Origin of the sequence: Caballeronia sp. LZ003, from assembly GCF_031451465.1 — a bacterium.
In the GTDB taxonomy this organism is placed as follows: domain Bacteria; phylum Pseudomonadota; class Gammaproteobacteria; order Burkholderiales; family Burkholderiaceae; genus Caballeronia.
In genome coordinates, this window is record NZ_JARUXJ010000004.1 from 846189 (window position 1) to 859636 (window position 13448).

The window sequence follows — 13448 nt, forward strand, 5'->3', positions numbered from 1 at the left end:
TGCTTTCACCAAAAAACGCTTACTTCGACGACCACGCCGTGAAGCGCTGTTCGAGCTCGTCGCCGTGATCGGTCCAGAACGCCATGTCCTGCAGCACGGCATTCTTCGCGTTGGCGGGCGAATTCGGCATGTCGGCCTGGATCTTCGGATCGAGCGCCGCGATGGCCGCCTTGTTCACCGGACCATAGGCGATGTTCTTCGCGTACGTTTCCTGCGGCTGCTGCGACACCGAATATGCGATGTACTGCGTCGCGACATCCTTGTTCGGCGACCCCTTCGGAATGGCCCAGTAATCGAGGTCATAAATGCTGCCGTTCCAGACGACCTTCAGATTCTTGCCTTCTTTGCGCGCGGCATCGATACGTCCGTTATAGGCCGTCGACATTACGACATCGCCCGCGACGAGGAATTGCGGCGGCTGCGCGCCCGCTTCCCACCACTGGATATTCGGCTTCAGTTCTTCGAGCTTCTTGAACGCACGATCGGCGCCGGCTTTCGTGCCGAGCACCTTGTAGACATCCTTCGGCGGGACGCCGTCGGCCATCAGCGCGAATTCGAGGTTGTAGCGCGCGCCCTTGCGCATGCCGCGTTTGCCGGGGAATTTCTTCGTGTCCCAGAAGTCTGCCCAGCCGGCCGGCGCGCCCTTGAGCTTGTCGGCGTTATAGGCGAGCGCCGTCGACCAGACGAAGAAGCCGGCTCCGCAAGTTTGCGGCGATTCGGTGACGAGTTCCGACTTCTTCGCGATCTTCGACCAGTCCAGCTTTTCGTAGAGACCTTCGTCGCAGCCGCGTCCCAGATCGCCCGATTCGACTTCGACGACATCCCAGTTGACGTGCTTCGCTTCGACCATCGCTTTGACCTTGGCCTGCTCGCCGTTGTATTCGACGGCCGTGACCTTGTTACTCGATGATTTTTCGTAAGGCTGATTGAATGCGGCCTTTTGCGCATCGCCGTTCGCGCCGCCGAAATTGACGACGGTCAGTTCCGCCGCGAATGCGGATGCGCCCGACATGCACACGAGCGCCGCCGACGCCATGGAGCACAGTGCGAACTTCTTCATGGTGGTTTCCTCTCTTCCTTTTTGGCTTGGTGTTAGCAGTGGACTTGCGAGTAGACAAAGCAAAAGCGATGAAGCGCGCGCCGCTTTAGGCAAATACGCGCAAATGCTCGGGAGCGAATTCAAGCGCGACGGGCGCGCCGGGCGTGAAGGTATCGAGCAACGCATTGCCGAGCGGCACTTTCACGAAGCATTCGTCCTGTTCGCGTACGCCGCAGCGCATGCGTACGTGATCGCCGAAATAGATGAGGCTCTTGGCCTCGCCAGCGAGCGCGTTATGTGTCGCATGGTTCTGTTCGCGGATAGCCGCGAGCTTCATGCGCTCCGGCCGGATGCAGGCAATAGCCGACGCACCCGCCTTCGCCTTCGCGACATTCAGCCCGGAAAGCCGCGTGCCGTCGGCTAGGCGGATATCGCAGAACTCGCCTTGTGTTTGCTCGATGGTGCCGCGCAAGCGGTTGCTATCGCCGATGAAGTTGGCGACGAACTCGTTGCACGGCGCTTCGTAGAGATGGTCCACGGTATCGAGTTGCTGCACGATGCCTTTGTCGAATACCGCGACGCGGTCCGACATGGTGAGCGCTTCGCCCTGATCGTGCGTGACATATACGAAGGTCACGCCGAGCTTCTCGTGCAACGACTTCAGTTCGTACTGCATGTGCTCGCGCAGTTGCTTGTCGAGCGCGCCGAGCGGTTCGTCCATCAGCACGAGCTTGGGCTCGAATACGAGCGCGCGCGCGAGCGCGATGCGCTGCTGCTGACCGCCCGACAATTGCGCCGGGTAACGTTTCGCGAAGCTCTCCATGCGCACCATCCTGAGTGCGTTGTCGACGCGATGCGCGCGTTCCTCGGCGGACATCTTGCGAACCGTCAGCGGATATTCCACGTTCTGCTGCACGGAAAGATGTGGAAACAAGGCGTAGTTCTGAAACACCATGCCGATGTCGCGCTTATGCGGCGGCACCTTGTTGAGCAACTTGCCGTCTAGCCAGATCTCGCCGCCAGTCGGGAATTCGAAGCCAGCGAGCATCATCAGGCAAGTGGTCTTGCCCGAACCCGATGGCCCGAGCAGCGTGAGGAATTCGCCCTGGTAGATGTCGAGGTCGAGCGATTTGACGACTAGGGTTTCCCCGTCATAAGTCTTTCTAACGCCGCGAAAACTGACGATCACCTGATCGGATTTCATCTTCCGTGTCTCCTTCGGAAATCGATGCGTTGTAGCTGGGAGCGGCCTGTATGAAGCCTCTACGGCGCCTGACCGGCGCCTTTGCGGCGCTCGGAAATTCTTCCACTGCCTGCGATAACTATAGCCCGTGACGGTTCTACAATGTGGAGCCATTTCAATATTCAACTTGGAACCACTTTGCCTTCTGGCGAGGTTCCTGAGGGCTCGGGGAAATTCATGGATACCATCATCCTCGCGGACTGGCTGAGTACGCGACTCGTCGAACGCTCGCAGGCGGAGCCGATGTACCGGCAGATGCTGGAACTCATGCAGCAGGCCATCCTGACCGGTCAACTTGCGCCCGGCACCAAGCTGCCGAGTTCGCGCATGCTGGCAAGCGATCTCGGCATCGCGCGCAATACCGTGCTGCACGTGTACGACCAGTTGACGGCCGAAGGCTATGTCACGTCGACGACCGGCAGCGGCACCTATGTGGCCGATACGGCGCCGCGCGAACGCGCCGCTGCGAAGCCGGGCGCCAAGTCGAGCGCCGACGCCGCTCAGAAGCCCTGCGCGATTTCGCAACGCGGCGCGCGCTTGATCTCGCAGGCGGGGGTATCGCCGAAACAGTGGGGCGCGTTCATGCCCGGCGTGCCCGATGTACGCGAGTTTCCCGCGCAAACTTGGAGCCGCTTGCAAGCGCGGCTCTGGAAGCGCGCGAATCCCGATTTGCTGACCTATGCGCCCGGCGGCGGTTATCGGCCGCTGCGGCGCGCGTTGTCGGACTATTTGCGTGTCGCGCGCTCGGTCAAGTGCTCGCCCGATCAGATCATCATCACGACGGGCATCCATCAGTCGATCGATCTGACCGTGCGTCTGCTCACCGATTTCGGCGACCGCGCGTGGGTCGAAGAACCGTGTTACTGGGGCGTGCGAAGCGTCCTGCAGTCGTCCGGGCTGTTGCTCGTGCCCGTGCCCGTCGATGACGAAGGCTTGAATCCGAACGCGCGTGACATGGCCACGCCGCCGCGTATCGCGCTGGTTACGCCTTCGCATCAGTATCCGCTCGGCATGGTGATGAGTCTCGCGCGGCGTCGCGCCTTGCTCGAGTTCGCGCGGCAACATGGCACGTGGATCATCGAGGACGATTACGACAGCGAGTTTCGCTATGGCAGCCGGCCGCTTTCGTCGCTGCAGGGACTCGACGACGCCGGACAGGTGATCTATGTCGGCAGTCTTGGCAAGATGCTGTTCCCCGGTTTGCGCATGGGCTATATGGTGGTGCCGGAAAATCTCGTCGATACGTTTCGCACGGGCGTCGCGGAGCTGTATCGCGAAGGGCAACTGATGCAGCAGGCCGTGCTCACCGAATTCATTCTCGACGGGCATCTCACCTCGCACGTGCGGCGCATGCGCGGGCTATACGGCGAACGAAGGGAATTGCTCATCAACGCCATTCGCGCGCGGTTCGGCAATACGCTCGCGGTGCACGGCGATCAAGCCGGACTGCACTTCGTCCTGGGCATGCCGGAACACGTCGACGACCGCGAAATCACGCGTCACGCAATGACGGCGGGCGTGGTGACACGGCCGCTAGCCAATTACTACATGAACGCGGATGCCGCGCGTTCCGGTCTCATGCTCGGCTACGCGTGCGTGCCGAACGATGAGATCGCGCCCGCGTTTGCGAAGCTCGCCGAATCGATCGAGATGGCGCTCTCGCCGGCGATGCAGGTGTGATGACGGCTCGTTGGCACCATTGCGCCGCGTTACCGCGGCGGGGCGGTCAAGATAACTGCTGAAGCGCAATCGAAGCAGGCGAGCGCCTTGCATGGCGTCGGATGTTCGTTGACTAAAGTCACGTCGAAGATAGCTGCTGCTTGCGCCAGGCAGCATTTATCGCATCACTAACTATTCCCTGACAAATTAGGAAAAATCGAGTGCCGTTTCTCGACGGTCTCGATTATCGTTGCGCTTCGCATTTCAACCAGACGAGATAAACGTAGCGCGCAAGCGGATGTCTATCTGTAGCAAACCTGGAAGCCGAGATGCGGCATTTGGGCGTCAAGTTCGAGGAGTGGGCGACCGCCTTTCGCGGCCGAACATTCAGCTTGATCTGACGACCCATCCCTGTCAATTTTTATAAGCACATCCAAATGAAAAAATCCTTGATCTCGGCGATGGTCGCCGCAGCACTGGGCCTCGTAGCAAGCGCCGCGTTCGCGTCGGACGGCACCATCACGTTCAATGGCGCGCTGACGGCCACGACCTGCACGATCAACGGCAACGGCACCAGCAGCAAGGACTTCACGGTCACGCTGCCGACCGTTTCCACGTCGACCCTGACGGCATCGGGCCAGACGGCCGGCACGACTTCGTACAACATCGCGTTGACGGGTTGCGCGCCGGTTACGGCTACGAGCGAAGCGGGCGTGTTCTATGAAGCCGGTGCAACGGTCGATGCGAACGATGGCCGCCTGATCGTGGCCACGGGCGGCGCGGGCAACGTCAAGCTGCAACTCCTGAACTCCGATGGTTCGATGATCAAGGCAGGCTACTCGCGTGAGCTGCAGAACGTGAAGTCGGCCGACATCTCCAGCGGCGCGGCATCGCTCAGCTATCAAGTTCAGTATTACGCGACGGGCGCGACGACCGCTGGCGCAGCCAACTCGTCCGTGATCTACAGCATCGACTACATGTGATCTTGCGGTAGTGGAACGGGGTCTTCGGCGCGATCATCGGTTGAAGACCCGTACATATGCGGGCGCGAGCCCGCTTTATCTTTACACTCGCGCTCCGTTTCGGGCATTACGTCAACATGAAAGTGGCAAAGAGACTCATAACGACCGCGGCATTTATCGTCGCGATGCAAGGGTTCATTCCTTCCGCGAATGCGTCGGTGGTGATTGCCGGCACGCGGGTCGTCTTCAATCAAAGCGATTCCGAAGTCACGGTGAAGCTGACCAACAACGGCAAGCTTCCCGGCCTGACCAAGGTGTGGATGGACAAGGGCGATCCGAACATCAAGCCGGACGCCATCGACGTGCCGTTCACCATCACGCCGCCGATCATGCGTATCGATCCGAGTAAATCGCAGACCTTGCGGATCATGTCGACGGGCGAGCCTTTGCCTGCGGACAAGGAGAGCATCTTCTATTTGAACGTGCTCGAAGTGCCGCCGAAACCCACGGGCGACGAAGCGAGCGCGAACCAGTTGCAGCTTGCATTTCGCACGCGCATCAAGTTTTTCTATCGCCCGAGTGGCCTCAAAGGCCAGGCAACGGACGCGCCGGGACAGATCGTGTGGCATCTCAAACACGATGGCGGCAAGAACTCGATCGAGGCGAGTAACCCCACGCCGTATCACGTGTCGTTCGACCGCGTGCAGGTTAGCAACGGCGCGAGTGCATCGGAGTTCACTGACGGCGGCATGGTAGGCCCGGGCGAAAGCAGGGCTTTCCCGCTCAAGGGCGAGGTGCCCGCGAACAGCACGAAGATTCGCTATACCGCGATCAACGACTACGGCGGCCCGCAGGACGGCGATGCCAATCTGGCGCCCTGAGTCATTCGCAGGCTTCTCGGCGGGCCTGCCCAGCAGGCCGATTCCCCGCGATAGCGCAGCGTTGCGCTGAACGTCGCCATCACTCGTTAAGGATGAACTCGGAGCATGCCGCATAGCGTGCCGAGTCACGCTGTTGCCGTAATTTCGGAACACTAAATGAATATGCAATACCGAAGCGCTCATGTGTCCGGCATGCGCCTGAGACCCATCAGCCTGTTCACGCTTCAGGCATTGGCCGCAATGGGCTTGAGCGCTCACGCATGGGCCGATTCTACCCAGCAGATCGCGGCCGTCGAATTCAACGAACAATTCCTCGAAAACGGCAGCGGCGAAAAGCTGGACATATCGCGCTTCAACAAGGGACAAGAGATTCTGCCTGGAACGTATCGCGCGGATACCTACGTGAACGCCGTCTGGAAAGGCAAGTTCGATATCGATATCCGCGAGGCGGGCGCAGGCGCGGGTGTTGTCGCCATGCAGCCTTGCGTGAATGCGGACCTGCTCGATCGCATGGGTGTCGATCTGCGCAAGCTGTCGCCGGAGGCATCGGCGAAGCTCGATAACGCGGGCGATGCCTGCCTTACGTTGCCCGATCTCATTGCTGGAGCAACCGCGTCGTTCGACAACGGCGAGCAGCGTCTCGACGTCTCCGTTCCGCAAATCGCGATGAATTCGCGCGCACGCGGCTACGTCGATCCGAAGTACTGGGACGACGGCATCAACGCGGGCACGCTGCAGTACAACGCGAACGTTTATCACAGCTCGTCCGGCGGATACAACAACGACTCGCAGTATCTCGGGCTGATCGGCGGCATCAATGCGGGACCGTGGCGCTTTCGCTATCAGGGCAACCTGACGCACAACACCATCGGCGGTCAGCACTATCAGAGCGTGCAGACTTACGTGCAGCGTTCGTTCAGGGACATCAAGAGCCAGCTTACCGCCGGCGATACCTTCACGGACGGCGCGCTGTTCGACAGCTACGGAGTGCGCGGCGTCACACTCGGCACCGACGACCGCATGTATCCCGAGTCGCAGCGCGGCTATGCGCCCGTGGTGCACGGCATTGCAAACAGCAACGCGCGGGTGCAGGTCAGGCAGAACGGCAACATCATCTACGAGACGACCGTCGCGCCCGGCGCATTCGAGATCAACGATCTTTATCCGACGGGTTACGGCGGCAATCTCGATGTCATCGTCACGGAAGCCGACGGCTCGCAGCACATTTCCACCGTGCCTTATGCGGCGGCGGTGAACGCGTTGCGACCCGGCGTCACCCGCTATAGCGCGACCATCGGTCAGTACCGCGATCCGAGCATCGATATTCATCCGTTCGTCTCGCAGGCAACGGTGCAGCACGGCGTCAACAATCTCGTGACGCTCTACGGCGGCATGATCGGCGGAGATATGTATTTCTCCGGCATGGTCGGCGCCGCGCTGAATACGAGCGTCGGCGCATTCGGCCTCGACGTGAGCCACGCCACCGCGAGCTTCAAGGGCTACGGCACGCACAATGGCGCGAGTGTGCGCTTGAGCTTCAGCCGTCTGTTCGAGCCGACGAATACGAATATCGCGGTCGCGGCCTATCGCTATTCGACCAATGGCTTTTACACGCTGCAGGATGCCGTCGCGCTGCGCCAGTTGTACGAAGACCATCAACCAGGTTTTCTCGATGCTCGCCAGAAGTCGCGCGTTCAGTTCGTTCTGAATCAGAGTCTGGGCGAGGGCGGCAAGTACGGCTCGGTGTATGCCGTGGGATCGATTCAAAACTACTGGAACCGGTCCGATCACGACACGCAATTTCAGATCGGCTACAGCAATAGCTGGCGACGCCTGACGTATGGCGTATCGGCGGTGCGTCAGTATCAAGTGAACACGAATCGCTGGGATAACCGCATCATGCTCAACCTCATGGTGCCGCTCGGCTTCGGCGCGCACGCACCGCAATCGTCCACGACCTTCCAGCACGATACGAGCGATAGAAGCTCCACGTTGCAGGAATCGGTGACAGGAACGCTCGGCGCGGACAACGCGTTCAGCTACGGCGTCAACGCCAACTACAGCGACGGCGGAAATGGCTCGGGCAGTTCGACGAGCGCTGGCGGCAACGTCGGCTACATGTCGCCATTCGCGTTGATGACCGCAAACGCCAGTACCGGACGCCACTATTCGCAGGTCGGCGCGGGCATTTCCAGCGGAGTGGTCGCGTGGCGCGACGGCGTGGCGTTCACCCCGAATATGGGCGATACGGTCGCCGTGGTCGAAGCCAAGGACGCGGCAGGCGCGCGCCTCGCGAATGGTGCGGGCTTGCGCGTCGACCGTTGGGGGCATGCGGTCATCTCGGGCATGCAGCCATATTCGAACAACGAGGTCGAAATCGACCCCAAGGGTCTGCCGCTCAACATCGCGCTGAAGTCGACGGTGCTGCGCACGGCGCCGACCGCTGGTGCGGTGGTCGCCCTGAAGTTCGAAACCGAAAACCTGGGCAAGCCAGCGGTCATGCGCGTGACGCAGGCCGATGGCACGCCGCTGCCATTCGGCGCCGAGGTATTCGACGGCGAGGCCCACACCGTCGGCACCGTGGCGCAAGGCAGCCGCATCATCGCTACCGGGTTAAAGGCGGACGCGGGCGCGTTGAACGTGAAATGGGGCGACGGGGCCAGCCAGCGTTGCGTGGTGCGTTATCAGCTGCCGCAGTCCGTCGATGCAACCAAACCTAATTCGATCTCCATCGGCGATGGCGTGTGTCAGTGAGGAGAAGACGCGATGATTAATCAAGAAAACCATATGGGTACGATCGACAAGGTCGCCTCGGCGCTGGTGCGCGCTCTGCTGTGCTGGCTCGTCGCGTGGGCGCTGTTACCGGCGAATGCATATGCGGATTCCGCTACTTGCCGGTCGAACTACAGTGCGTTCACGCTTTCGATGCCCGCCGCCGTGGCCGTGGCGCGGGATCTGCCAAATGGGTCGATCTTGACCGCATGGTCACTGTCGCCATTGAAGAGCGACTATTACACGTGCACCGTGGTTGGCTCCGTGTACACGGGGACCGACTTCGAGACCGCGGGAGTGACGACGGACAGTCGAACCACATATACCGTGACCTACAACGGCGTTGCGTTCGCTGTGTACCCGACAACTGTGCCGGGTATAGGCATCGCGATGGGCGGTTACGTCGTCCCCGATGGCAGACAGACGAACCTTCGCTCGTTCGAAAAGATGGGTTCGCAGTGGAACTACCCCGGCACGATCTACAACGGCGGGCAATTGATCGTGGCTTTGGTGAAGATCGGAGACGTGACACCCGGCACACTTTCGGGAACGATCGCCCAGGCTTTCTCCTGGCAGACCTTGACACCACCGCCCGCTGGCAACGTGCTGTCCGCCGGGGTGATCGACTTCAACATCACGCCGGTCGTGATCACCGTTCTGACCTGCGAGACACCGGACGTGACCGTGCCGATGGGAACGCAGGGACCAGCCGACCTGCCATCCGTCGGAGCCGCGCCTAGCAAGGTCATCGGCTTCAATCTGAGCTTCAACAATTGCCCGGCCGGTGCGGCGGTGCCGAATACGTCGGCTGGATTGATCCACAGCGTGCAGTACCGGATCGATCCGACTAACGGAACCATTGCCGGCTTCACCGACGTGGCGGCGCTGAATGGCAGTCCGAGTGCGGGCGGCGTGGGCATCCAGCTGTATGACAGCACGGGCTCGGTATTCGGCTTTGGCGTCAATCGGACGTTGAGCGGATTCGACGGCACGCGCAATGGCAGTTACTCGCTTCCCATGACGGCCCGTTATTACCGCACCGGCGCGCTGAGTGCGGGACCCGCCAACGCCACGATGACCTTGACCGTGCTCTATCTGTGACAACGCGCGGCGAATTGCCTGAGATTTCGCCGCGCATTGTCTGACCGCTCATCAACACAAAGGAGAAACTCGAATGAAGCTTTTGAAAACCGGCGTGGCCGCGCTTGCACTCGTTGCCGCGCATTCGTCATTTGCCGCCGATGCCACGCTCAATTTCACCGGAACGATCATCTTGCCGACATGCACGGTGGATACGGATTCCGTTAATCAGACAATCACGCTTCAACAGGCTAAAACGACCGACTTTGCAGCCGTTGGCGCAACCAACTCCGCGCAGGCGTTCAATGTCAAGCTGGTCAGTTGCGCGGCCGGCACGAATATAGGAATGACCGTCAATGGAACCATCGACACGGTGGCAAGCGTCCTGAAAAACACGGGTACTGCTGCGCAAGTGGGCGTGCAATTGCTCAAGGCCACGAATGTGGGTGACAGTACGGGTTCGCCTCTCGCGTTGAATAGCGCGCTCACGCTGGGCGCAGCGGACGCTTCGGGTTCGATGACCGTTCCGATGGTCGCCCAATACTATAGGCTCGGCACGATGACCGGCGGCACGGTGACGGCATCGGCTACAGTGAACTTCACTTATAACTAAGGTTTCAATCGCTTCGTTAAACATAGCTGGCAAAACTACTTATTTGATTCCGCGGAGTCTGTATGTAGTCTCTGATTGCCGGATAAAGCCGGCTCAAAGAAAACCCTCTACTTAGCAACAAGCAGGATCATATCTATGCACAAAATCGATCGAGAAGCGTTGAGCGAATGCTACGTCGCCGGTGGTGAAGCCAAGGCGTCGAGCAACTCCAGTTCAAATACTAACGTTTCTATTTCCATTACGTCTGGGAACCATAACGACAAGGCAAGAATCTCTGTTGCGGCCAACTAACGTTTCCAGTCTGTCCGAAGAAGCGATTGAACGACGGGGCCAGTGGCCCCGTTGTCGTTTGCCTTTAAAAAACAGTCCACGATGACAATGAAAGCTCAATTGAAGCAACCGATAAGGGCTTCTCGGCAATCACAAACTTTATTTGATTGCCTGTGGGCATGTATATACTCCTATGACCAGTTTTATTTTTCGGAATTATCGAAGTTTAAATTCGTTTCGGGATGCCGTATCATTCGCCTTCCTTCGATATTCAGCAAGATTCGGATATCAAAGGCAATGTAATTCGCAAGAACCTCATACTTGAATTCTTGCGCGTATCGTCAATCTAAAAATAGTTTCAAGGCAATCATGCAAAAAATCGAACGTAACGCACTCCAACACGCTGACATCGCAGGCGGCTGCAACAAGGGTTCGTCGGCTCAGTCGCAAACCGTGATCAACATCTACATCACGGGCTAAATCGAATATCCGCTTAGCACTTCCCGGACGGCGGTAAGTGGTGGCCAACAGGGTAGTGCTGGCGGTTGATCGCTTGGCTTTTGACCTCTCCTGGTTTGCTCTCCGCGAGAGGTCATCGCAAGGGTAAAGAACGGATTATCCGCGCTGTATCCAATCTCGCCGAAGAGTGCGAGATCCGCTTTCTCATTATCTGACAGAAAATACCATGGCATCGTTGCGCCCAATGCTGAGAAAGTGGCTCGCGGTGTGTCGACATCGCGTAAAGCGCGCGGTGATTGGACGTATCCCGATGACCAAAGCGGAACAGCTCGCGAATATCATGCTGCGCGTCAACGGTTTATTCAATGCCGTCTGCCGCGCGCACGGAAACATTCGCGCAGAGATTGCGCGCGATATCCTGCATTTGCCAGCCGCGCAAATAAAGCGTTCACGCGCGGCAGCGCAACTGGAAAAGTTGATCGACCAGCGCATTTATTTCGGTCGCGATATTCGCAAGCACGAAGCCCTGCCCGAGTTAGACGCAATCGCGGAGAAGTTGGCGGCGCGAATCAGGCAACTCAAACGCGATGTGCCGAATCAGCCCGTGTTTGTCTCGCCCTTTCACTATGTCTCGCAATACGCGAATATCTATATCGTCGAGCGGCTTGTCGCCTTGCTCGACCTGAAGTCGCTTTCGGTGGTTTCGGGCGTGCCAAGGAATCAATATGGCGACGATCACAAGCTCATTCCCGGCATTAAAGTGCTTTACACCTATGGTGATGCGAATCGCAATGGACTTGGCGTGCGCGTGGCGCGTGCGCTGAAACGCGATGGCGTCGTCGTGCTGTTCTCCGACGTGCCGCCATTCACCATGCATCGTTATCCCATGGAGACCGCCGAGGTCAGAATGTTCGGACGCAGCGCGCGTATTCATAACGGCGTGTTCCGCATGGGCGAGAGTTTCAATGCGCTGTTGCTGCCGTTTTATTTGCGCTTCGAGCGCGGACATTTCGAGGCGCATATCTTCGACCACATTCCGCTCGCCGCGCCCGACGCGCCCCAGCGGCTCGCAAATTACATCGAAAGCGCGCTGACCGATAACTATCAGCAGTGGACTCCGGGCGGTCATCCCGCCATGTATTCGTTCGCTCCCAATCGCTAATCAGCGCAACCGAATCTGCGCGTCACGCACCCGGTGCAGACCGGGCCAGACCACGCAGCGAAGCCAGCCTTCATTCTCATGCAGCCGACCGATCTTCCCGAATTCAAAGACGTCCCGTGGCGATGGATAGCCTACGCGACGTCCATTTTTACTGTCGCCGCCGTCGCTTTCGCGTTCTTCCATCAGGTCGAACTGAAACAGGATGTCAGTGGCGAAGTCATGTCTCCGTCCGAGGTCAAGATTCAAGGCCTGAGTGGACTGGTGTCGGGCATCTACGCGCGCACGGACGAAAAGGTGCAGCCCGGCACGCCGCTCTTTCGGCTGCAGCGGGATTTCTCGCTGACGACAGACGGACGTCGCCGACAAGTATTCGACGAGCAAATGCGCGATGACCAGATTCGCTCCATCGACGCGCAGTACAACGAGCGCCGCATCCAGTTGAATGCGCAGCGCGAATCGGCGCGCCTGACAGCAGTGAGCCGCCGCGCCGAGCTTGGGGCGCTCAACGCGCAGATCGCGCAGAACAATCAACTGGTCGGCGAGTTCCAGCAGCGGCTGGCGCGTCTGGATTCGGTGGCGGATTACGTTGCCGCCGACAAGGTCGAACAGGCTCGCGCGGATGTTCATCAGGGCAAGGCGACGGCCGCGCAAAGCGTCGCGCGTCAGCAGCAACTGGCGGGCGAAGTCAGCGCGTCGAGTAGCACGCAAGCCGATCTCGAAGCGCAATTGCGCGGCCTCGACGCGCAACATGAGCGCGACGTGCAAGACGTGCGCACGCGCTTCGAACGCGAACGTCAAGACGCGACCGTGTCCGCGCCGAAGGGCGGCACGGTCACGTTTTCGGGCCTCGTCGCGGGCCGCATGTTGACGACGGCCGACGTGGCGATGGTCATCGCGACAGACGAGAGCGGGCCCTTGCGCGCCGCGTTGAGCATTCCTTCTCGGCGTCGCGGTTTCGTGCGCGAAGGCCAGATCGTGCGGCTCAAGTTCGATGCATTCCCGTACGCCAAATTTGGCACGTACGAGGCGCGCATCGACTCCATCTCCGGCACCACCGTGCTGCCGGCGAGCCCGCCCAGTCCACCCGGCACACCAGGCGCGCCCGATCCGACCGAACAGACGGATAGCTCGAAAGAAGGCGAAGGCGATTACCTCGCATGGGCCACGCTGCGCGGCAATACCTTCGACTTCGAGGGACAGCATTTCAAGATTTTGCCGGGGATGCGGGCGACGGCGAGCATCGTCGTCGAGCGAAGGACGATTGCCGAATGGGTGCTGGCGCCCTTGTTCCGAATGCTGAGAGGTTGA

The 13448-nt window shown here is 59.7% G+C and carries 10 protein-coding genes; 8 read left to right on the forward strand and 2 right to left on the reverse strand.

The annotated features are described in order from the left end of the window. Window positions 1-19: 19 nt before the first annotated feature. Together QCE79_RS27995 and QCE79_RS28000 are read right to left on the reverse strand one after the other, a co-directional pair. Complete coding sequence (locus QCE79_RS27995) at window positions 20-1060, reverse strand: ABC transporter substrate-binding protein (protein WP_250466692.1); 1041 nt, start codon at window positions 1058-1060, stop codon at window positions 20-22. An 85-nt stretch (window positions 1061-1145) separates the two neighbouring features. Further along, window positions 1146-2243, reverse strand: a complete 1098-nt coding sequence (locus QCE79_RS28000) for an ABC transporter ATP-binding protein (protein ID WP_250493222.1) — start codon at window positions 2241-2243, stop codon at window positions 1146-1148. A gap of 216 nt (window positions 2244-2459) precedes the next feature. Between QCE79_RS28000 and QCE79_RS28005 the strand changes: the two genes are divergently transcribed. The 8 genes from QCE79_RS28005 to QCE79_RS28040 all read left to right on the forward strand — a co-directional run bounded on the left by QCE79_RS28005 (window position 2460) and on the right by QCE79_RS28040 (window position 13448). Continuing rightward, on the forward strand, window positions 2460-3962 hold the full coding sequence (locus QCE79_RS28005) for a PLP-dependent aminotransferase family protein (RefSeq protein ID WP_309849461.1): 1503 nt from the start codon (window positions 2460-2462) through the stop codon (window positions 3960-3962). Between the two features lie 416 nt (window positions 3963-4378). Further along, entirely contained in the window at window positions 4379-4924 is a 546-nt protein-coding gene (locus QCE79_RS28010; protein WP_244828565.1) for a fimbrial protein, read from the forward strand. 116 nt (window positions 4925-5040) lie between these two features. After that, the gene (locus QCE79_RS28015; RefSeq protein WP_250493225.1) at window positions 5041-5784 is read left to right on the forward strand and encodes a fimbria/pilus periplasmic chaperone; all 744 of its coding nucleotides are present in this window, start codon (window positions 5041-5043) and stop codon (window positions 5782-5784) included. A gap of 156 nt (window positions 5785-5940) precedes the next feature. Beyond that, entirely contained in the window at window positions 5941-8538 is a 2598-nt protein-coding gene (locus QCE79_RS28020; RefSeq protein WP_309849468.1) for a fimbria/pilus outer membrane usher protein, read from the forward strand. Between the two features lie 12 nt (window positions 8539-8550). Next, a complete protein-coding gene (locus QCE79_RS28025) occupies window positions 8551-9657 on the forward strand; it encodes a fimbrial protein (RefSeq protein ID WP_309849471.1) in 1107 nt (368 codons plus the stop codon). Between the two features lie 73 nt (window positions 9658-9730). Continuing rightward, a complete protein-coding gene (locus QCE79_RS28030) occupies window positions 9731-10249 on the forward strand; it encodes a fimbrial protein (protein WP_244828555.1) in 519 nt (172 codons plus the stop codon). 1039 nt (window positions 10250-11288) lie between these two features. Next, on the forward strand, window positions 11289-12140 hold the full coding sequence (locus QCE79_RS28035) for a hypothetical protein (RefSeq protein ID WP_309849473.1): 852 nt from the start codon (window positions 11289-11291) through the stop codon (window positions 12138-12140). Window positions 12141-12218: 78 nt separating this feature from the next. Beyond that, window positions 12219-13448, forward strand: a complete 1230-nt coding sequence (locus QCE79_RS28040; protein WP_244828543.1) for an HlyD family efflux transporter periplasmic adaptor subunit — start codon at window positions 12219-12221, stop codon at window positions 13446-13448.

What these genes read in the sequence shown, in the direction of transcription:
- QCE79_RS27995 (WP_250466692.1), bottom strand. Translation starts at nt 1,060, where the DNA reads ATGAAGAAGTTCGCACTGTGCTCCATGGCGTCGGCGGCGCTCGTGTGC.
- QCE79_RS28000 (WP_250493222.1), bottom strand. Translation starts at nt 2,243, where the DNA reads ATGAAATCCGATCAGGTGATCGTCAGTTTTCGCGGCGTTAGAAAGACT.
- QCE79_RS28005 (WP_309849461.1), top strand. Translation starts at nt 2,460, where the DNA reads ATGGATACCATCATCCTCGCGGACTGGCTGAGTACGCGACTCGTCGAA.
- QCE79_RS28010 (WP_244828565.1), top strand. Translation starts at nt 4,379, where the DNA reads ATGAAAAAATCCTTGATCTCGGCGATGGTCGCCGCAGCACTGGGCCTC.
- QCE79_RS28015 (WP_250493225.1), top strand. Translation starts at nt 5,041, where the DNA reads ATGAAAGTGGCAAAGAGACTCATAACGACCGCGGCATTTATCGTCGCG.
- QCE79_RS28020 (WP_309849468.1), top strand. Translation starts at nt 5,941, where the DNA reads ATGAATATGCAATACCGAAGCGCTCATGTGTCCGGCATGCGCCTGAGA.
- QCE79_RS28025 (WP_309849471.1), top strand. Translation starts at nt 8,551, where the DNA reads ATGATTAATCAAGAAAACCATATGGGTACGATCGACAAGGTCGCCTCG.
- QCE79_RS28030 (WP_244828555.1), top strand. Translation starts at nt 9,731, where the DNA reads ATGAAGCTTTTGAAAACCGGCGTGGCCGCGCTTGCACTCGTTGCCGCG.
- QCE79_RS28035 (WP_309849473.1), top strand. Translation starts at nt 11,289, where the DNA reads ATGACCAAAGCGGAACAGCTCGCGAATATCATGCTGCGCGTCAACGGT.
- QCE79_RS28040 (WP_244828543.1), top strand. Translation starts at nt 12,219, where the DNA reads ATGCAGCCGACCGATCTTCCCGAATTCAAAGACGTCCCGTGGCGATGG.